The 20425-nt window shown below is 38.9% G+C and carries 16 protein-coding genes; 10 read left to right on the forward strand and 6 right to left on the reverse strand.

The annotated features are described in order from the left end of the window. Window positions 1–9: 9 nt before the first annotated feature. Together NQT65_RS10315 and prs are read right to left on the reverse strand one after the other, a co-directional pair. Window positions 10–1605 carry a nicotinate phosphoribosyltransferase gene (locus NQT65_RS10315; protein WP_256851130.1) on the reverse strand — a complete coding sequence of 532 codons (1596 nt, stop codon included), beginning with the start codon at window positions 1603–1605 and terminating at the stop codon, window positions 10–12. A gap of 10 nt (window positions 1606–1615) precedes the next feature. Next, complete coding sequence (prs, locus tag NQT65_RS10320) at window positions 1616–2470, reverse strand: ribose-phosphate diphosphokinase (RefSeq protein WP_126008120.1); 855 nt, start codon at window positions 2468–2470, stop codon at window positions 1616–1618. A gap of 186 nt (window positions 2471–2656) precedes the next feature. Here prs and NQT65_RS10325 point away from each other — a divergent pair, with 186 nt between their 5' ends. The 3 genes from NQT65_RS10325 (at window position 2657) to NQT65_RS10335 (ending at window position 6606) form a co-directional block, all read left to right on the forward strand. Beyond that, the gene (locus NQT65_RS10325; RefSeq protein WP_256851131.1) at window positions 2657–3355 is read left to right on the forward strand and encodes an NUDIX hydrolase; all 699 of its coding nucleotides are present in this window, start codon (window positions 2657–2659) and stop codon (window positions 3353–3355) included. Window positions 3356–3374: 19 nt separating this feature from the next. Continuing rightward, a complete protein-coding gene (locus NQT65_RS10330) occupies window positions 3375–6071 on the forward strand; it encodes an AAA domain-containing protein (protein WP_256851132.1) in 2697 nt (898 codons plus the stop codon). 61 nt (window positions 6072–6132) lie between these two features. Beyond that, window positions 6133–6606 carry a hypothetical protein gene (locus NQT65_RS10335; protein WP_126008114.1) on the forward strand — a complete coding sequence of 158 codons (474 nt, stop codon included), beginning with the start codon at window positions 6133–6135 and terminating at the stop codon, window positions 6604–6606. Window positions 6607–6687: 81 nt separating this feature from the next. Here the strand turns inward: NQT65_RS10335 and NQT65_RS10340 are convergent, their stop codons facing one another. Together NQT65_RS10340 and NQT65_RS10345 are read right to left on the reverse strand one after the other, a co-directional pair. Continuing rightward, entirely contained in the window at window positions 6688–7455 is a 768-nt protein-coding gene (locus NQT65_RS10340) for a DUF6515 family protein (RefSeq protein ID WP_256851133.1), read from the reverse strand. Between the two features lie 437 nt (window positions 7456–7892). Beyond that, entirely contained in the window at window positions 7893–9188 is a 1296-nt protein-coding gene (locus NQT65_RS10345; RefSeq protein ID WP_256851134.1) for a YHYH protein, read from the reverse strand. 374 nt (window positions 9189–9562) lie between these two features. Here NQT65_RS10345 and NQT65_RS10350 point away from each other — a divergent pair, with 374 nt between their 5' ends. The 5 genes from NQT65_RS10350 (at window position 9563) to NQT65_RS10370 (ending at window position 15416) form a co-directional block, all read left to right on the forward strand. Further along, window positions 9563–11395, forward strand: coding sequence for a tetratricopeptide repeat-containing diguanylate cyclase (locus NQT65_RS10350; RefSeq protein ID WP_256851135.1), 1833 nt, complete (start codon window positions 9563–9565; stop codon window positions 11393–11395). A gap of 246 nt (window positions 11396–11641) precedes the next feature. Beyond that, window positions 11642–12487 (forward strand): enoyl-CoA hydratase/isomerase family protein, encoded by an 846-nt coding sequence (locus tag NQT65_RS10355; RefSeq protein WP_126008107.1) that lies wholly within the window; start codon window positions 11642–11644, stop codon window positions 12485–12487. A 94-nt stretch (window positions 12488–12581) separates the two neighbouring features. Beyond that, entirely contained in the window at window positions 12582–13190 is a 609-nt protein-coding gene (locus NQT65_RS10360) for an NAD(P)H-dependent oxidoreductase (RefSeq protein ID WP_126008105.1), read from the forward strand. 2 nt (window positions 13191–13192) lie between these two features. After that, complete coding sequence (locus NQT65_RS10365; RefSeq protein WP_256851136.1) at window positions 13193–15040, forward strand: monovalent cation:proton antiporter-2 (CPA2) family protein; 1848 nt, start codon at window positions 13193–13195, stop codon at window positions 15038–15040. A gap of 136 nt (window positions 15041–15176) precedes the next feature. Further along, window positions 15177–15416, forward strand: coding sequence for an HP1242/YdcH family protein (locus tag NQT65_RS10370; RefSeq protein ID WP_256845461.1), 240 nt, complete (start codon window positions 15177–15179; stop codon window positions 15414–15416). Window positions 15417–15496: 80 nt separating this feature from the next. Here the strand turns inward: NQT65_RS10370 and NQT65_RS10375 are convergent, their stop codons facing one another. Continuing rightward, a complete protein-coding gene (locus NQT65_RS10375) occupies window positions 15497–16393 on the reverse strand; it encodes a LysR family transcriptional regulator (RefSeq protein ID WP_039972407.1) in 897 nt (298 codons plus the stop codon). A 172-nt stretch (window positions 16394–16565) separates the two neighbouring features. Here NQT65_RS10375 and NQT65_RS10380 point away from each other — a divergent pair, with 172 nt between their 5' ends. Together NQT65_RS10380 and NQT65_RS10385 are read left to right on the forward strand one after the other, a co-directional pair. Continuing rightward, window positions 16566–17903 (forward strand): MATE family efflux transporter, encoded by a 1338-nt coding sequence (locus NQT65_RS10380; RefSeq protein WP_256851137.1) that lies wholly within the window; start codon window positions 16566–16568, stop codon window positions 17901–17903. Between the two features lie 167 nt (window positions 17904–18070). Beyond that, on the forward strand, window positions 18071–18598 hold the full coding sequence (locus NQT65_RS10385) for an acyloxyacyl hydrolase (protein WP_256851138.1): 528 nt from the start codon (window positions 18071–18073) through the stop codon (window positions 18596–18598). A 37-nt stretch (window positions 18599–18635) separates the two neighbouring features. Here NQT65_RS10385 and atzF read toward each other — a convergent pair whose 3' ends face one another. Next, window positions 18636–20423, reverse strand: coding sequence for an allophanate hydrolase (gene atzF / locus NQT65_RS10390; protein ID WP_256851139.1), 1788 nt, complete (start codon window positions 20421–20423; stop codon window positions 18636–18638). Window positions 20424–20425 lie beyond the last annotated feature (2 nt).

The raw sequence follows: 20425 nt of genomic DNA on the forward strand, positions 1-20425 counted from the left end.
TCTTAACAATTAAATTTGTGTATCTATTAAAGTTCTAATTTCACTTAGTGTTGTTTCTTTCACTATTTTACCGTTTTCAAAAACAACTTCTAATAGGCCTTTAGCTTCTTCTTGCTCGGTTACGTCATCAAATAAGGTTAGTTCGCCATTTACTCTGTCTATTTTTAAGAGCCCTTTAGCCGACTTTTTCTTTGAGTCAGTTTTTGGGTCTTTAAAAATAGCTAAACGTTCACCTGCTTTAACTACACTCGTTGCTTTTACAGCCGAGCCATGTGTGTCACGTGTTACGTATTGGTAGCTGTATGAGCCAATACCAAGTACGACTTTTGAAGCAAAGCCTTTATCCATTAAGCGCTGTAAAATTTGGCGTTGGCGAGTTAGTGTTATTGCGTCACCATATATAGCACCAATATGATCATCAAGCAGTTTATAGCCTTTAGCTGTTATTGTGCCGCCAAATGTATCCCATAGGCACTCTATAAGCCCTTTAACTTCACATTCCATCAGCTCAATAGTGTTGCTATCTTCAAATCCATAATATTGACCATTAAAGCGATACGCTTCATACCCTTTATTAAAAACGTCAGCTTCAGCTTCTTTTTGTGTTTCAAATAACTCCTTGTAATCAGATACTGGTGAAACTTTGTAACCTGTTAATACTTTAACAGGGTCGCCAGAATCGGGGCGTATAACTAAGGTGCCATCGCGCGCCATTATTTCGCTTTTTAACTGAGGCAAGTAGTTAGCAACAAGTGTCCAAAAGTCCCATGTGTCAGACACAACACTTAAAATCCCTTTTGGTGATTGCTCTTTCATTAAGTACTTAAAAAACTCTATTTCACCTTCCATAATCCATGAACAGGTAACCGAATGTTCAGTTGCATCTACAGAGCAGCCAACTAGCTCGTTATCTACATTTGCTCCGTAATATTTTTCTGCAAATAAAACAGCGGGTATGGTATCTGTACCTACCAGTCCTGATGCTAAATGGCCAAAGCCACTCATTGCCGCAGCGTGTTTGCCAAACATACCTCTAAAGCTAAAGTCATGGCCTTGAAAGGGAACAAACTCCATAGGCGTCCCTGTTTTTTGTGCAAACTCTTTGAATACTTTTAAATATGCAACAGAGGTTGTAGTGCTGGTTTGTATTGGCCAGTTTTCGCAGCTCAATACAGTTTCAATCATATTTGTTAGCCATTGAAAGCCAGCTTTAGTGTTTACTATCGTCATAGGCGGAACTAAATAAGGGACTAATGTTCCCTCTGGTAACGCTTTAATTTTTAGTGGTAAGTAACCTAAATCATGTAAATCTTCTAAATACTTTACATCAACTGTATAGCCAAGCATTGAGCTCATTATACGTTTATGGTTAGCAACGGCAGTTGCTTTATCTAGTTTAAAAAACTCATTCCATTCTTCTAAAAGATAACTTTTAATAAAGTATTGAAGACCAACAAACGCAACTCTATCGTTTTTTTCTATGTTGCTAAGTTTTCCGCTTCTTGATGTAAAGTTTGCATATACTTCACTTACATCAGGGTGATAAGCACGGCTATGAAATTCTTTATAAACATCTTTTTGCATACTTGCAGCTGTAATAGTCATGGTGTTTTCCTTACATCTCAATTATTTGTAAACTAATGGTGTTACTATTTTTAAACTCATTAGCCGGTTTAAACGAATCAGTTGTATAAATGTGCTCGATTAGGCCTTCAAAAACATCAAGCCCCTTTGAAAAAATACCGTGAGTTATAAAAAGAGAAACTTCAGCAGCACCATTGCTTTTTAGTACCTTCGCAAGTTCAATAAACGTTCTGCCGCCATCACAAATGTCATCAGCAATAAGTACGTTTTTACCTTTAACATTACCAATAATTTCTGTTTTTATTATTTCGCCTGTTTTTAAGTTTCTTACTTTTTGAGCTTGAATAACTTCAGGCACGCCATTGAACTTTTCTGAAATTTTAATGGTTTTTTTGCTTGCTCCCGCATCTGGAGAGATAAGCGTTAGTTCGCCTTTTGCTAAACGTTGGCTAAGTTCTTCACAGCGCCCAAGTAACGAAATTTGCTCAACATTAGTTACTCTATTAATTAAAGCTGGGGATACATCGCTATGCGCATCCCAAATAGTTACTTTTGAAAATTGTAAGCTATTAATAAAATTTGCCATAACTGCAGCGCCTAGCGCTTCCCCTTCAACGCACACTCGGTCTTGGCGTGCATAGGGAAAATAAGGAATAACGAGTTCGATAGGTGTGCTTTCATTTGTTAATCTTTTTAACGCATCAACAGCAATCATTAATCTAACCATTTTTGAAGAATTGGTTAATCGTTCAAAAATCTCTATTTTGATAGAGTCTGAAAAATTAGCAGTGTTGAATCTGACATGCTCTTCACCACCTGAAAAAGTAAAGTGATCATAATCAACTAACGATTTACTTCCTGTTGAGTTATAGCTAAATATTTTCATTTTTTGTCCTTTTAATGTTTGTGTCCTAGCGACACAATTAAATTATCAAATGTACCTATAGTAATCAAGCTGTTTTTTAAACTAAATCACTGAACTAATAATATGTCTGTAATTTTAAGGTAGGTTGATATTGAAATGCGTTTAATTTATTGTGTCACTAAGACCTTAACTTGATGTGAGCGTGCTGTGATTAACCATTACGATATTACCGAATACAAAAACCCATTATTTACAGTCGATAGTGTGTTATTTACTGTTAAAAACGGTGCTCTAAAAGTACTAATGGTTAAGCGTGCGAGTGAGCCATTTGCAGGGCGGTGGGGGCTACCCGGTGGGTTTGTCGACGTAGATATTGACGATAGCGTAAGTATGACTGCGCTTAGAAAGCTTAAAGAAAAAACCAGTGTGGCGCCTCAATATTTAGAGCAGCTACAGACATACTCAGGCATTAATCGCGATCCTCGAGGGTTTAGTGTCACTTTAGTTTATTTTGCTTTAATTGCAGAGGCGCAAGTATCAACCCATATAGAAACGGTTGATGATGCAAAATGGATAGATATAGATGAGGTAAATAATTTGCCAGTGGCTTTTGATCACAAGTATATTATTGAGCAAGCTAAAGCGCGTTTAAAACAAAAGGCATTGTACTCAATGGCGCCGGTTTATTGTTTGCCAGAGCATTTTACCGTAGGGCAATTTAAGTCAGTCATTGAAACCATTATAGGTAAACCTGTTCAGCGTAAAAGTATAATAAGACGCATTGAAGCTTCTGGTATGTTTGAAACACTAGATGAAAAAGTTAAATCTGGCGGTCGCTTAGCACAGTTATACAAAGTAAAAGCCGGCGTTGATATTGTAAATTTCGAACGTAATTTAAGTGTCTAACTTTAAATGGAATTAAATTTTGAGTAGTAAAAACGTCCTGTCGTATTATCGCGATTGCTACAAAGAAGATAGCGCGGATTTAAATTTATGGAATCTAAATAAATTAAAAAAAGAGGATCGCTTTGTTCTTCAAGGCCGAGATGATTTAGGTTCTGGATTTTTACCACGTCTTCCAATTCCTGCAAATTTTGCTAAGCAAATGATGAAGCGTGTAGAGGTGTATCAACGCGAACGGGTACTACTTTATGCACGCTTTATATTCGTTGGTAACATAGAAGTTAAGGGCGAGATAAAGCAGGTTGTTTCGCCTATTTTATTTAATGAAGCCGTTATTGAAAAAGATCAGGGTGACTATTACTTTTCTCTTACTGATACTCAACCGGATATAAATGAATCATTAACTCAACTATTAATACCACAGGGTAACAAGCTTACAAGTATCGATGAAACGGCTGATATTCAGTCAGCTTATTTTTGGACCTCATTATTGAAAGAAAGCCCGATAGCGCTGAACCTATTTGAGCTTTTAAACTACCCTGAACTTGCTGATTCTGACGAAATAAAAAAAGCCTTAAAAAGTAAAACCCCAACACTTTTACCTGCTTCTATACTGGTTTTTGTTGAGCGCTCAAATAGTAGCCGGGGTGTGCTGCATGAGCTAGAAGAAATCATTGAATCAGATAAACTATCGCCGCCTGTTAACGGTTTAATTGACGCTTTGAAGCCTTCAATTAAAAATAAAAACTTGAAGTACGATTATTTGCCTGGGCTATTATCAGCTTCGCAAAAGAAAGTTATCTCAATTGCCGCAAATATTAATTTAGGGTGTGTTTCAGGACCGCCAGGTACGGGGAAAAGCTACACAATTGCAGCGATTGCAGCCGAGCATATGGCGCGAGGAGAGTCGGTGCTTATTGTAGCAAACAATAATCCCGCACTGGATGTAATAGCCGATAAACTTAATGAAAACTTTGGGCTAAGCGATGTATCCATACGCGCCGGACAAAAAGAATTTTTAAAAAAATTAAAAGATTATATTGCCGATTTATTAGCAGGCTACTTAGCGGATGAACAAGATAACCCCGCGCTTATTGAGTCTGAACTAAACAAGCTAAATACCTCATTAAATGAATTAGAACTGCGCTTTAGTCAGTTTTGCCACCGAGCCATAATTAGAGGTAAAAGACTCAAAAATCTTGAAGATAAGAATATCGAATGGCTTAGTAATTTATACATTAAATTTGCTCGTCGTGGTATTAAGCAATTAGCAAAGCAGTGGTCTTCGTTAGAGCAAATAAATACCCAACAACTTAAAAGAGAAAAACTGGCGAGTAGTTATTTAAGCGCGTTAAAAAATAATAACCTTAAAGCGTTAATTGATACTCAGCGTAAATCGTTAAACGCATTTAACCAAGCTATTCGTAGTCGCACATCTAAAAGACAGTTTGAGCTTTTTGATAATATAGAATACGAGGCTTTATTATCGGCTTTTCCGGTGTGGCTCGTAAGTTTAAATACCTTGTATAGAGTACTACCGTTAAAAGCCGAAATGTTCGACTTAGTTATTATTGACGAAGCGACACAATGTAACATCAGTAGTTGTTTACCTGCACTTTATCGCGCAAAAAGAGCGATTATTGTCGGTGATACTAAGCAGTTAAAACATTACTCTTTTTTGGCAAAAAACAAAGAAACCCAGCTTATGTCTAAGAATAATGTGAGTTTTTGCGATAAAGGCGTTATGAGCTATCGTGATAACTCTATTTTAGATCTGACCTTAAATGCATTAAACGATAATAAACAACTGGCATTTTTAGATGAACATTTTAGAAGCAAGCCTGAGTTAATTAATTTTAGTAACGAACATTTTTATCAATCAAAGTTAAAAATAATGCAGCACAGACCTTGTACAAGTACGGGTAACTTACTGGTACAACGCGTTAATGGAACTCGAGATAGTTCAGGTATTAATCATCTTGAGGCGAGCAGTGTTATAAACACGATTAAGCAACAAATTGATGATGATAAAAGCGCAGGGATCAGCCATAGCATGGGGGTTGTTTCGCCTTTTAGAAGCCAAGCTGATTATATTACCAAAGAGATAGAAACTCACTTTAATGAAGCTGAGATAATAAAGTATAAACTGAGATCTGCCACTCCATTTGGTTTTCAAGGCGAGGAGCGAGACATTATGCTTATCTCTTTTGCGCTAGATAATAATGCTAAAAGAGCTGCGGCTTTTATTAATAAAGCAGATGTATTTAATGTGTGTATTACACGAGCGAGGCAAAAACAATGTGTATTTTTATCAATAGATGAAACGCAATTGCCAGAGCATTATTTACTAAGACGTTATATAAGTTCAATAACGCAGTTTGAAGCAGCTCACAATGTAACCTCTGATATTGATAAATTTCAGCAAAGAGTTATCTGCGAATTAACTAGTTTAAAAATAGAAACGTGGGCTGGTTACACGATAGCCGGAACGGATGTTGATATTCTTTGTCGGTATAATGGACGATATCTTGCGATTAATTTAATTGGCTTTCCTGGGTCATGGGCTGATTTTTTTGAGCTCGATACCTATAAATTATTTAGCCGCGCTAATATTGATATACTGCCAATAAGTTATGGATTATGGGTTGTAGATAAAAGTACGTGTGTACAGCACATTATTAGTAAGCTTAGGGTGTGTGAAACGTACTCAATAATGTAAAAGGAATTAAATGTTTATGTCCTTGTTAAAGCCTGAGTATGGGTACTATGGATTTTTATTTATGACCTTATTGGTCTTGTGTGGGTCAATAGAAGGATATTTACTGTCTTACAAGCAAAAAATTAGAGATAAAAGTATTTCTAACAACGCTAAAAAGATGAACATATCATTAGAGGAATCCACACAGCAAGATAATATTAAATACCGCAGGAAATTGGCTAAACGAGGGGGTGGGAAAGCATCACTAATATTTATATACGAAACAAGCTCATATCTTTTTGTTCTTTTTTTGTTGATATTTCCTTTTATTTTAGCAGTTTATATCCCCATAGTTTTATTTTTTGCAGATAATTACTTTTATCAATTTTTCATTAACTTTATTATTTGGGTAGCTTATTTTTTTCTATTCGCTTTATATTTAAAGTTAAATGATAGTGGTGGAATCCTTCTTATTACAGGCATTATGGCATTTTCGGGCTTTTTTCTAGCTAGTTCATTAGCGGTCACTGTTAGGTGGTTAATGGGCATGTTTTAGTAATTAAGGTGCATCCTAGATCGGGTTACATTAAATAAAAAGCTCAGCAGTTAAGTGCTGAGCTTTTAAAATTTATTACTATTACCCTAAATTTATCGCTAAATATTTTATTTCGTCACCGTTTATTTGCGGTAAAAAATAAATATCTTGGTACTTAAAATATTGTTGATCGTTAATCGTGACAGCCTCTGCCGAAATAGGGAGGGTGTCGTAGGTTTGCCCTAAATCATAATTTTTAGCACTGCCTACCTTAATAGCCTGATTAACCACTATTTTAGGCTCATCAACTACTCTATAACCATTATTATCTGCCACGTAATATACATTTTGGTAGGTATAGTAAGTGGTATTATGGCGTTTAAAGTGTGAATAATGCCTTGGTAGTGAGCGTATTCTTAAGCCTCTTGGTGGCTTAACTACGTGGTAGCCTCTTTTTGCTTTTCTGTAGTAAATACCATCACTAAATGTAAACGTAATGCCATTAAATCTGATTGAAGCACTATTGCGCGGTAAATGATTAAAATAATGCCCAGGCCGGTAGGTCACTACGTTGTGGCGATTATGTTTAAAATAATTACGAGTGCGTTGCTGCTGTTTGTAATGGGCAACTTTGCGCTTTTGCTCTTTGCGGTGCTCGCGTTTGGCTTGTTTGCGCTCTTTACGGTCGTTTTTTTTATATTCTATACGCTGTTTTTTGTTATCGCGGCGCTCATCTCGTTTGTATTCGATGCGTTTTGCGCGCTCATTATTAAAACTTTTTGCGTGTTCTCGCTCATTGGGTGCTGCATATGCAGCGCCAGATACTGCACTTATGGCAAGTAGAGCAGGGAGTAATTGAGTCAGTTTCATACTAGTGCCTCGTGTATGTTGTTACATAACTGGGTTCAATACTAGCGCTTTAAACTGAATGGTAACTGATATGTAACCGATAACAGGGGCGTGTTTACAGCTTTTTACTAACGTTTACTGTTCTTGACACAAGCCAACGTTTTCTCACATTTTTGACGATTTTAGGAACTTTTATAGGCTATAAGTTGCGTAACTAATTGTTACAGCAAGTGCTTTTAACACTTGCCGTAATTTATAATTAGCCTGAATTATTGGATAATAAATCTATCTCGAGCAGCTATTTTCAGTGCTAACCGCGTTTAAATTACTTGCAATAGGCAAGCTATTGACGCGTAAATTTACCTTATTTTCACTGAAAGTCTCTGGCTAGAGAAAATAAACTTAAATATCATTATGGTTCAATATGTTAGTAAATCTCTAACCAGAGTTCAGGTTAATTAGCGTTTAGGTTTTTCTGGTAAGGCGGCTTTTAGTTGCTCCAATGGTACGTTAAGTGCTTTTGCTACAACCGTTAAATCTGCATTAGGGCCGCCGGCTTTTTGCATTGCTTGCATAAGCACTTCTTCGCTAACGCCTAGTTTGTTAGCTGCCTCAGCAAACCCCGGTGGCGACATGCCGCCGTTAGGGCCACCCGCCTTTGGACCGCCGCCACCAGGTGGTTCATGGCGAGTTATTTTAGTGCCTTCAGGTGGCTTAGCTCCTACACCCGCTTGTGCTGTAGTCGTAAAATTATTTTGTGCAACCACACCTTTTAAGCATTTAGGTAAGTTAGGGAATGTATTACTTGCATGGTAGTGGTAAGTAACTATGCCGCTTTCACCCACGGGGCCTGTGTGGCCATTACAGCTATCAAACTCGGTTGGGGATGTACCATCAATTTCTTGGCTTCCGTAAATTGGGTAGCCATCAAAGCCATAACCAAATAGGGCGCTTGGCTTTTGCGCTAAATTATTACAGTTGGCGTTTACATGTTCGTGTTTATATACGCTGTCTATATCACTGGCAGTGCCGTGGTAGTGGTACCAACCGCCCGGATCAATATGCCCTGCGCACGTATCAAGCGCGGGTAAATGCCCTGTATGCTGCACACTTGGCGCATCCGAAAAAATAGGTACACCTGCAAGCGCTATACCCACTTTAGATACTGTGCCCAACGCTGTTGATTGCTCAGACATAACAGGGTGCAGTGGTAAAAGGGCGGTAATTTCTACGCTTTTATCTACCGATACATTAATACATGCATGATCAACTGTTGGGCGAATGGTCGCGTTATCAACAATATGCACGTTGCCGTCTTCATCGTAAAAGGTAAAACCTTGCTCGTTAAGCATGGTTAAAAATGCTTTATCTAACCTATATAGCCCCGCATCGGTGCCATCCCAATCCCAAATTCCGCCAACGTCGTCGAGTGTTTCTGGGCAAAAAGGGCCGACTTCAATGTTGTCGGGCTGATATTTTAAAACAACCTGGGCACACTGGGTTTGTAAGCCGTTTTCAAGCGTACACTCAACAGTTTGTGGCAGCTTTACCATGGCTTTAATATTAAAATCATCGGTATTAATAAGTGTGTTTTTAGCGCTTTTAGCTTCTGGGGAGGCAGGTGTACTTTCGCTTTTTATCTGCTCGCCACATGCAGTTAAAAGTACCGTGGCACTAAGCAGGCAAAATGCGAGCTTAGTTTTTGTAGTGTTAACGCTAGGCGCTTTTAAACGACTTCGCTTAATTGTTCTCATACTTACCCCAAAACGATTTATATACGTAGGTTTTAGTATGGCAATAAATTGTGCAAATAAAATGAAAGTTTCATTTAATCTAATTAATAAGCCGAGCTCTTAACCATTAATGTTTATTAGATAAAGCACTCTGAGAAAAGCATGCTCAGGCCAATAATAGCCGCATGCATCCACGAACCAATAACAGCCCAATTCATAAGTGGTTGATAGAGCAATTACAAAACCTATAACAGCAAACTTTAATGCAAGTATTAATATAAGTATTAAAGCAAATACTGTTACCATAATTAACAGTAGGTATTAAAAATTGTCGTCAGCTAATTACAGTGTCCTACAATTGTGTTTTAAGTACGGTAAAGGAATTATAAAGCTAAATGTTTAAGTTATTTATTGGTGTTTTTTACTCTCTACTTTGTTTTAGTACTTTTGCTAATGCAGTAAAAGAAGATGTTGGAAAAATACTAAGTGGACATTTAACGAGTAGTCAAAGTCGTGAGCTTATGGATAAGTTAGAGCGCAATTTACCTTATTCTTCAGTGCTCGATACTGCTCGTGTTAAAACTGTAAAGTGTTGGTTTTATGACCCCCAAAATGACAAAAATCATATAGCATTAAGTGATTTACTGACAGATGCAAATCAAGCAATCAAAAAAGCTAACTCGCCTAAATTAAAACTCGATTTAGAAACATGCCACGCATTTCATTTATACCAACAAGGCAAAGTAAGTACAGCCACTTCAATGGCTAAAAATGTTATTAGTGCCACCTCTAAAAATCCAGAGCTTTATTATCAACATGCAACAGCTAACTTAATATTAGGGATAATTTTTCGTTCACAAGGTTCGTACCAGCAAGCTTTTTTGGCATTTCAACAAGCTTATAATTCCTATGAGCAAGGCGGCTTTTCTTACGACAAAGCGCTTATACTTAAAGAGATAGGGCTTATCCACGCCGATCTTCACAATTTTTCGCTCGCTGAAGAGCAATTGCAAAGAGCGATTAATGAGCTGACAAATTATAATGAGCAAGAGTGGTACATAGCCACAGATAGTCTAGCCCAAGCTCATGAAGCTCAAGGTAATTATCAAAAAGCGATACTGTTGTACAACAGTATACTCCCAGCGGTTACTAAGTATGAAGACGATGAAGGGAATGCTTACCTACTTTTTAAAATCGCACAAATAAATATTCAATTAAATGAGCTGCAAGCGGCTAAGCAATACTTAAATAAAGCCAGGGGTTTAACATTAAATAGTGAGTGGATTAAATTTATTCAATCAATAACAACAGCTGAGTGGTTAATTAAAAAGGGCCGCCTAGATGAGGCGGAACTGCTTTATTTAGACTTTGAGCAAAATAGTTCTCAAGTATGGTCAGTTGACTCTTTAACACGTTTTTTAGAATTTAAGCGTGAACTAGCAATGCAAAAAAATAACTATCAGCAAGAAGCCTTAGCTCAAAGAGAGTTATTAAAAATCGCAGATAGAAAAGTGCAAGAAATTGCAGATAATACATTACTATCTCAACGTTTAGCGTTTGACTCGGAACAGCAAAAACGAGAAATAACAAGACTGAAAGAATCGTCAGAGGTAAAACAACAGTTATTAAATTTAGCTGATGAAAAAGCGTTTTGGCAAATTGCATCTTTGCTGTTTTCTATTGGGCTAATATTGATTTTAGCTTACATAACTTATAAACAAACTCAGCATAAACAGCGATTTAAAACACTTGCATTAAAAGACGAATTAACAGGTATCGCTAATCGTAGATCAATATTTGAATTTAAATATAATGCGATTAAAAAGAGTGAGTTTTTAGGGAGTGCGTGTTCACTAATTGTTATTGATATAGACCACTTTAAGCAAGTAAACGACACTTACGGACATGATATTGGTGATGAAGTTATTATTTCTACTGTTAAATTTATAGAAAAAAACATTCGTCAAACAGATTGTGCAGGTAGGGTTGGCGGAGAAGAATTTTTAGTTGTTTTACCTAATACTCCTCTTAGTTTTGCACATGAGGTGGCCCAACGTATACGTGAAAATATTGAAAATGTTACTCATACCTCACTCCATATAAAATCAACAGTAAGTATTGGTGTAGTACAAGTTAAACCAGGTGAAGCCCCAAAAGATGCATCCCGACGAGCTGATGAACAATTATACGCAGCTAAAAATGCAGGCCGTAATAAAGTAATGGTTTAATAACTCAATAATTATTGAGTTATTAAACGGCTAGAATTTTTTATTTATTATTAAATAATATACAGGGCTAATTACTAATGAGATGGTAGTAATACCAATTATTATCAAAAATAACAGTAAACTAATTCGTTTAATATCAATATTATCAAATTTATCTTTAGTTACTAGAATGTAAATCGTTCAGTTGATTGTTGCTAACAACATTTAACGTTTGCTGATTTATACAAAATAACAAAGGATAACGCTATGAAATACGAAGGGTTTACTACATTCAATACCATTGCAAATAATGGAATTTTAACGGTTACTTTTGACTACGCACCGGTAAATGTTCAAGGTTTACCAATGCTTGCAGATTTAACAATGTTGGCACAAAAGTTAGAAGCCGATAAACAAATTAAAGTAGTGGTGTTTCAATCGGCCCATCCAGAAATATTTGTTTCGCATGCCGATACCGACTTTTTAAAGGATATGTCTGATAAGGCTGTTCCACGTAACGAAGTAAAACTGCTCGACCTACAGGTTGTGTTAGAGCGCATTAGTAAATTACCGCAAGCAACCATTGCAAAAATAGAAGGCTTTGCCCGAGGAGGCGGCCATGAGTTTGCGCTCGCATGCGACATGCGCTTTGCAGCTCGTGGTAAAGCTAAGTTTATGCAAATGGAAGTGGGTATGGGGATTTTACCTTGTGGCGGTGGTGCATCGCGTATGGCACGTCAAACTGGTTTAGGCCGAGCGCTTGAAATAGTACTAAGCGCCGATGACTTTGACGCAGACCAAGCCGAATTTTACGGCACCGTTAACCGCGCACTAAACCCAGACGAAATAGGCCCATACGTTGATAAACTTGCAAAGCGCATTGCGCTTTGGCCAAGCGAATCGATTAATGCCACTAAACAAGCAGTGTATGAGTCAATCGACTTACCTATTCAAGAAGCGCTTCGCGCTGAAGCTTATTGGTTATACCAAGCGACAAGCCAAACACCTGCGTTAAGGCGTTTTAAATACGCCGATGAGCAAGGTGCCGAGTACAGCATGGAGAACCAACGTAATTGGCCCGACATGGTGGTTTCAATTCAAAACGTTAAATAACGGTTTTAACTAAGGCGCAGTGCATGGCAGTGCACCCTAATTTATTTAACTTCAGCTGTAGGCTTTGATTTTACAGTGCAATAGGCGATAAACCATGAAAAAAATACTCATTATTTTTGCTCACCCAGCGGCTGCTCGCTCAAATATAAATAAAGAGTTGCGCAGCGCAGTAGAAGACCTTGAAGGCGTTACTGTTAACGACTTATACGCACATTACCCCGATCTGATGATTGACGTGCAGCGCGAGCAAGCTTTATGCGAAGCACACGACATTATTGTTTTTCAGCATCCTTTTTACTGGTACTCAAGCCCAGCCATTATTAAACAGTGGTTTGACCTAGTACTTGAGCACAATTGGGCGTACGGCTCAAAAGGTGATGCATTAAAAAATAAATTGGCGCTACAGGCCATTACAACCGGGGGCGATGCCGATACCTATACGCCCACGGGCATAAATAAATTTACCATAGAGCAACTCACTTCGCCTTTTAAAGCCACTGTTAATTTATGCAAAATGCAATGCTTACCGCCGTTTGTAATTAGTGGCGTACACCGTGGTTTAGCACCAGAGCAGGTACATAATTATGCTCAGCAATATCGCCGCGCTATTTTAGCACTGCGAGATAGCAAGCTAGATGAAGCGCAGTTGGCGCACAGTGAATTTTTAAACTCTGATTTAAATAAACTTATCAGGAGGGACTAGCTATGGAAGGTTTTTTACTTCAAGTATTTATATTTTTAGCCGCTGCGGCCATTGCGGTACCTATAGCAAAAAAATTAGGCTTAGGCTCAGTGCTGGGTTATTTAATTGCCGGTATTATTATTGGGCCTTTTGGCGCTTCGTTAATTGGTGATGTAGAAGCCATTATGCACTTTACTGAATTTGGCGTAGTGATGATGCTATTTTTAGTTGGGCTTGAACTTAAACCGTCCTTACTTTGGCAGTTAAAGCTGCCTATTTTAGGTATTGGTGGCTCGCAGGTAATTGCTACAAGCATTATTATTACTGCTATTGCGCTAATATTTTTACCGTGGCAGCAAGCATTGGCGGTTGGTTTAATCGTGTCGTTATCGTCTACGGCTATTGTGCTACAAACCCTTCAAGAAAAAGGCCAAATGAATACAGAAGCAGGGCGCAGTGTGTTTGCTGTATTGTTGTTTCAAGATTTAGCGGTTATCCCTATGCTTGCAGCACTGCCGTTACTGGCAACATTTGCTATAGCGGGCGGCTCGCACCACAGCTCTGTGCTATTTGATATAACAACACTGCCTAATTATTTGCGAGTGATACTGACTCTTGCGGCTATTTTTGCGGTATTTTTAATAGGTAAATTTGCCAGCCAACCTATATTTAGAGCCATAGCAAAAACCGGTATTCGCGAAGTGTTTGTTGCTGCTGCGCTTGCTTTGGTTATTGGTACCTCTTTGTTAATGCTTGCGGTAGGGCTATCGCCGGCGCTTGGGGCATTTTTAGCTGGTGTGGTACTTGCCGACAGCGAATTTAGACACGAGCTTGAAAGCGACATAGAACCCTTTAAAGGCTTGCTACTGGGTATATTTTTTATCTCCATTGGGGCGAGTTTAAACTTTACGTTAATTGGCGATAATCTATTACTAATCCTTGGTTTAACAACAGGCTTAATTGCCATAAAGTGGTTGGTATTAGTAATTGTTGGCAAGTTATTTAAAATTAGCTCGGGAGCGCGCTTGTTATTTGCCATTGCCTTAGCGCAAGGTGGGGAGTTTGCGTTTGTGTTATTTCAGTTTGCAAAAAATAACGGTGTATTAGCCAATAACGTCATTGACCCGCTTATATCGGCGGTGGCTATTTCAATGTTTTTAGCGCCGTTGTTATTTATTTTTCATGATAAGTTTTTAGCACAAAACCAAGCAATACCAGCACAAAGCTCAGAACCCGATACGATAGCACAACAAAATCATCGTGTTATTTTGGCAGGCTTTGGCCGTTTAGGCACAGACCTTGGCCGCTTTTTAATATCTTCAGGTATTAAACCCGTTATTTTAGATAACGATGCTAACAACGTTAACTTACTCAGAAAACTTGGCTTTGAAGTTTATTATGGCGATGCCACGCGTTTAGATTTACTTCATGCAGCAGGAGCAGCATCGGCAGAGCTACTGGTAATTACCATGAGCAATACCGAACAAGCCAAACATTTGGCTGAGCTGGCTAAAAAGCATTTTCCGTGGCTTAAAATAGTAATTAGTGCATACAACCGCGAAGCCGAGTTTAAACTCATGGATAGCGGCCTTAATAGCATTCACCGAGAAACAGTTGGTAGCGCACTAGAAATGGGGCAAGCCGCTTTAGAAGCGTTAGGAGTAGAGCCCTATGAGGCTTACCGGTTACAACGTTTGTTTAAACAAAAAGATGCTCATGTAATGCCTGATCTTTATAAAAATCGCAACGAGCAAGAGAGCTATATATCGGCGTATAAACAGCATCATCAGCATCTTGAGCAAGTAATGAGTATAGATAGCGAAAACCTAAGAGCGACCGATAACGCCTGGAAAGCTAAAAACCCAACGTAGCGGTACGTTTATATTAGCTATTATCAAATTATTGAATAAAGTAACTCTGCTAAAATGGGTATTATAAAAATAAAGGTTAGTTGCTACTATTTTTACATGCCCAAGGGGTTACCTATTAAAACAACGGAGAACAATTATGTTAGGCGAAAATCACTCAGTAGCAAACGAATTCCCACAGTACACAGACACACTCACATCGCTTATTAAAAGTGATGCAGAATTTGCACAGCAAGTTGAAAAATACAACGCACTGGATACACAAATTCGCGAGTTAGAACTTGAAAATGCGCCAATTGATGACGAAGCAATGCATCAGTTAAAGCATGATCGCGCAGTACTAAAAGACATCATCTATAAGCGTTTAACCAGTAAATAACGGTTTTGTTTAACACTTGAAGATTAAAGCTTAAAACGCACAAACCTAGGTTTGTGCTTTTATATTTTACGGTTAAATAATTATATTTTTTCCCAGTAGGGTTCGTCACCAAAGTAGCCGCTAAAATAGTCTATAAAGGCCCTTACTTTTGGCGCTAATAAACGCGAACTTGGGTAAACACTCCAAATAGCGGTGTCGGATGCAAGTGGGTAGTCTTGTAAAATTTGTACCAGCTCACCACTTTGTAGTTTTTTATAGGCACACCAGCTCGACATTAACGTAATACCTAAGCCTTGCACGCACGCATCGCGCACCGCTTCACCGTTGTCAGCTTGTAATACGTTATTGGTTTTAATGTTTTGTGTGCCCTCGGGTGTAATAAACGACCACGTAGTTAAACCATGTAAATTAACGCAAGTATGATTTTTTAAATCTTGCGGTGTTGTTGGGGTGCCGTGTTTTGCAAGGTAATTAGGCGATGCGCAAATTAAGCGTTTATCGCGGGCAACCTTTCGGGCTATAAGGGTTGAGTCGTTTAGGGCGGCGTCGCGTATTGCTATATCAAAACCACCGCCAACCATATCAATAATGCTATCGCTTAAGCGTAAATCAATTGTCAGGTCGGGGTATTGCTCAATAAATCCAGCCAATGCAGGAATAATATGCATACGCCCGAACGAAGCAGGGGCGGTAATGCGCAATTTTCCTTGTGGAGTTACACTGCCTATACCTACCGAGGCGCGCGCCATTTCAACATTGGCAAGCACTTCCTCGGCGTGGGGTAAAAAAGCTTGCCCCTCTTCGGTTAGCGATACTTTACGCGTTGTACGATGAATAAGTTTAACGCCGAGCGTTTCTTCAAGCTTATTCATTTGGGCACTAGAAACCGCAGCCGACAAACCTAACTCCTTGCCAGCTAAGCTAATATTGTGTGTTGTTGCGATTCTGACAAACAGATTTAAATGGGCAATGTTCATTATCAAATTTTTCAATAAACTGATTATTTAAACAACTATATTATCAATACTTAGTTGTGTAAATATACTAGCAGCTTATTCATTGTGACTTTTCCTGTGGCGCTTACTATAAGCGCCTTTTTTTTCGGTATTTTTCTCGTTTAAATTTTTAAGTTTAGAGTGAGCCTGCCTTATGAGCCGTAATACATCATTACTTTTAAAGTATTTATTTAAGCAAACCTGGCCTATGTTGGTTGGCTTGTTTTCTATTATGGGAAGCCAGCTGGTAGACAGTATTTTTATTGCTAAGCTAGGCGCTGAGCCGCTCGCTGTAGTTGCCTTTAGTATTGCTATTTTTCAGGTAATTGTGGGAGTACAAGTAGGCTTAGGTATTGCGGCAACTGCGACCATTTCTACTGCACTTGGGGAAAATAAAGTTCACTACGCACGCTACTTAGGTAGTTTAATCGTACTTATTGGCACCGTAATAGTAACGCTATTGTGCTTGGCGTTGTGGCTTTTTCAGCAGCCTATAATTTTAGCGCTGGGTGCAACGCCTTCGTTATTTAATTTAACTGAGCTTTACTGGTTGCCTTGGCTAATAAGCTGCTGGCTTGGAGCGCTGCTTTATTTTGGTTACAGCATTTGCCGTGCTCATAACGAAACCTTATTGCCTGGGCGAATTATGGTGCTAACCAGCGTGTTAAATATAGCGCTCGATCCATTGTTTATGTTTACCTTTGATATGGAGTTAGCGGGTGCTGCATGGGCAAGCTGTGTTGCTTTTTCAATAGGCTTAGTAGTGGTGTTTTACACGCTTATTAAACGAGAACTTGTAACCTTTGACGTTTTAAAAAACCGCACCGAGCAGGCAATAAAAGCCATTGCAAAAATGATGGCGCCGGCTTTACTTTCACAGTTTATTCCGCCTATTTCAGCCATGATAGTAACGGCATTGATTGCCGCATATGGTGGGTTTGCTGTAGCAGCTTGGGGGCTTGCAAACCGTATTGAATATATTGCGATTATTTTAATTTTAGCGCTTACCATGGCGCTGCCCCCCATTGTTGGAAATTTAAAAGGGCGGGGCGAGCTTAGGCAAATATTAAGCGTAGTAAAACTTGCGTGCGGTTTTGTAATTGGCATACAAATTTTATTAGCGGTTATTATGCTAGGTGTGGCTAACCCGCTTGCAAATGCGCTTAGCAATAATAGTGAAATAGTAGCTAACCTAACAGATTACTTTGCATTTGTGCCCCTGAGCTACGCGGCTTTGGGTGTATGTATGATCATGGTATCGGTATGTAACGCGCTGGGGTTTGCGACCACGGCCTTATTTATCTCTATATCGCGGCTATTTTTGTGTTACTTACCACTACTTTGGTTAGGCTCGTATTTTTACGGTTTAACAGGGTTATTTATCGGTATGGCATGCGGTAATACCTTATCGGGTATTGTGGGTTGGCAGCTTTTTAAGCAGCAATATAAGCGGTTAACAACACACGTTAGCGTGCGCTCAAGCACTGTTTAATTATCAATATATTAAAGAAAGTTATTCCACTTAAATTGCAATTATCAAAATAGTTAAATGCAATTAGTATGCACCTCATTGAATCATTGCTTAATCTAGAGCAGCTAAATTTGCTGTGTTTAGGTCAAGCAATTGCAATAAAAATAGAGCTGCTTGAGGTGAATAACATGAAACTTTATAAATTGTTTTTAATAGCTATAACGCTATACGCAGGCGCTGCAACGGCTGCACAAGATTACTTTTCGATGAGCTATATTCAAGGTGAAGGAGACGTGCGAGGGGTTAAGGTGGCTTATCAATATGCCTTAGATTATCAAATAGAAGGCTTTGAAGAGCTAGAGATTTACCTAGAAGCCAATGCCAACTTTTTTGAATACGATGACCCAAAACGCTACGACGCTAATTTAGGCTTAACGCTTTCGCCTGTTATTTTTTATCCTATTGGCAGTATTGCTGGGAACCGCGTTTTTGCCGAGTTTGGTATTGGTTTAAGCTTATTAGATGACACCAAATTTGCGGGTAAAAACATAAGCACACATTACCAGTTTGAAGACCGCCTAGGCATTGCCATGAAATTTGGTGAGGCTGAGCAACATAGCGTGTCACTTAAGTATTTTCATTATTCAAACGCTGGTATTAAAAAGCCCAACCCAGGCCTCGATTTTATATCGCTTAGCTACTCACGCGCACTTTAACTAAAAGCAAAAGCCCTAAATTTAGGGCTTTTATGTTTTATTTAGTGGCTATATATTTTCGCCAACTACCGTACTCGCTAATATCTTTACCCGATTTTGCATGGCTTTGCGCAATAAAACCGGTAACTAGGCTTTTATCGGCAAGTGTTACTTGGCCTATACCGAGCGGGTCGCTAATACCTTGTACAAAACTTGCAAAGTGTTGAGTGGGCATTCGCCATACTTCTAGTTCAAAGTCGTTAGCATCTTGCTGTGTTTTAACCAGTGCAGGGCGCTCTATGTTGCCCTCAACAGCAAACATTTTATAGCTCTTAGCGCTACGTGTTTTAGTAATTAGCTGAGCATTACGCTCAATTAGCTGGCTGTTTAGTGGCATACCTGATAAATGCGCGCCACATACTGCAATATCAATAAAGCCCGTATTTTTAGAGGTATCCAGCTCGGTGCTAATGAAAGGGTGTTTAGTTGCCCCTAATGGCAATGCATTGTGTTGCATTATTTTATCGGCATAGCTAAGTAGTTTTTGATCTTTCATTGCAAAGCTAAATAACGTAATACCAAAAGGCATACTCTCGGCTGTAAAACCAGTAGGTACGGCTACTGCAGCATAATCTAACAAGTTCATAAAGTTGGTGTAATAACCAAGCTGAGAATTAAGCTCAATAGGGTTTTCGCGAATTTCATCTCGTGTAAAGTGCCTGCCTGCGGTTGGCGTAACAACAAAGTCAGCTTGCTCAACTAATAAATCAGCTTGCTGTTTAAAAGCTTGTAGTTTGTATAACGCGCTAAAACAATCAATAGCCAGAGGTTTAATACCGCCACTTATAATAGTGCGGGTAACATCTAACAGTGCTTGTGGGTTATTTTCCATTAAATCTTGAGTGGCTAAATAGCGCTCACTTACCCAAGGACCTTCGTAAAGCAGTGTTGCAGCTTCAAATAATGGACTAAAGTCGAGCTCCTTTTTAACCCCGCCCATTTTTTGTAATTCGTTAACTGCTTTTGCAAATTCACTTTTGTAACCTTCGTCACCAAAAAATTTCAGCTGCTCAGGAAGTGGTACAGCAAAGCTAAATGCGCTATTTACCAATACTGGTTGCTGGTTAGCTGGCGGGTTTTTACGTGAGTAGCAATCATTGGGGTCGTATTTAGCAGCTACCTGAAGCACTTTATTAGCATCGATTGCATTTAACGCAAATATACTCATGCAATCAATACTCTTACATGCCGGTACCATGCCGCTATTCGATAGCAACCCTTTACTCGGTTTTACACCCACTAGATTATTAAAACATGCGGGTACTCGACCAGAGCCTGCGGTGTCTGTGCCTAAAGCAAAGCTTACAATACCAGAGGCTGTGGCAACGGCTGAGCCACTGCTTGATCCACCCGAAATATAATCAGGATTAAACGCGTTTGGTGTTTCACCAAAAGGAGAGCGCGTACCCACTAAGCCTGTGGCAAATTGATCAAGGTTAGTTTTACCAATAGGGATGGCGCCTGCTGCAATGAGTTGCTCTACTACAAAGGCTGAATTTTCAGGTGTATAGGTAAATTCAGGGCAGGCTGCGGTAGTGGGAATACCGGCTAAATCTATATTATCTTTTATAGCAAAAGGAACCCCATAAAGAGGATGCGTTTTTAACGATTTAGATTCTAAGGCTTTTAAATAGGGCGCGAGCTCTTGCGCCGAAAGTACATGTAGCCATACGGCTTCTTGTTGTTTTGCTTGTTCAGTTAAATGGCTAATCAGAGTGGCCGGCGATAACTCACCACTACTGTACGCGTTATGTAATTGGCTAATTGATAAGTTAATTTGTGACATTC

The organism is Pseudoalteromonas agarivorans (genome assembly GCF_024518735.1).
GTDB lineage: Bacteria > Pseudomonadota > Gammaproteobacteria > Enterobacterales > Alteromonadaceae > Pseudoalteromonas > Pseudoalteromonas atlantica.

Bases quoted from the DNA above. Each gene is read 5' to 3' on its own strand.
- NQT65_RS10315 (WP_256851130.1), bottom strand. From the start codon at position 1,605: ATGACTATTACAGCTGCAAGTATGCAAAAAGATGTTTATAAAGAATTT.
- prs (WP_126008120.1), bottom strand. From the start codon at position 2,470: ATGAAAATATTTAGCTATAACTCAACAGGAAGTAAATCGTTAGTTGAT.
- NQT65_RS10335 (WP_126008114.1), top strand. From the start codon at position 6,133: ATGACCTTATTGGTCTTGTGTGGGTCAATAGAAGGATATTTACTGTCT.
- NQT65_RS10340 (WP_256851133.1), bottom strand. From the start codon at position 7,455: ATGAAACTGACTCAATTACTCCCTGCTCTACTTGCCATAAGTGCAGTA.
- NQT65_RS10345 (WP_256851134.1), bottom strand. From the start codon at position 9,188: ATGAGAACAATTAAGCGAAGTCGTTTAAAAGCGCCTAGCGTTAACACT.
- NQT65_RS10350 (WP_256851135.1), top strand. From the start codon at position 9,563: ATGTTTAAGTTATTTATTGGTGTTTTTTACTCTCTACTTTGTTTTAGT.
- NQT65_RS10355 (WP_126008107.1), top strand. From the start codon at position 11,642: ATGAAATACGAAGGGTTTACTACATTCAATACCATTGCAAATAATGGA.
- NQT65_RS10360 (WP_126008105.1), top strand. From the start codon at position 12,582: ATGAAAAAAATACTCATTATTTTTGCTCACCCAGCGGCTGCTCGCTCA.
- NQT65_RS10365 (WP_256851136.1), top strand. From the start codon at position 13,193: ATGGAAGGTTTTTTACTTCAAGTATTTATATTTTTAGCCGCTGCGGCC.
- NQT65_RS10370 (WP_256845461.1), top strand. From the start codon at position 15,177: ATGTTAGGCGAAAATCACTCAGTAGCAAACGAATTCCCACAGTACACA.
- NQT65_RS10375 (WP_039972407.1), bottom strand. From the start codon at position 16,393: ATGAACATTGCCCATTTAAATCTGTTTGTCAGAATCGCAACAACACAC.
- NQT65_RS10380 (WP_256851137.1), top strand. From the start codon at position 16,566: ATGAGCCGTAATACATCATTACTTTTAAAGTATTTATTTAAGCAAACC.
- NQT65_RS10385 (WP_256851138.1), top strand. From the start codon at position 18,071: ATGAAACTTTATAAATTGTTTTTAATAGCTATAACGCTATACGCAGGC.
- atzF (WP_256851139.1), bottom strand. From the start codon at position 20,423: ATGTCACAAATTAACTTATCAATTAGCCAATTACATAACGCGTACAGT.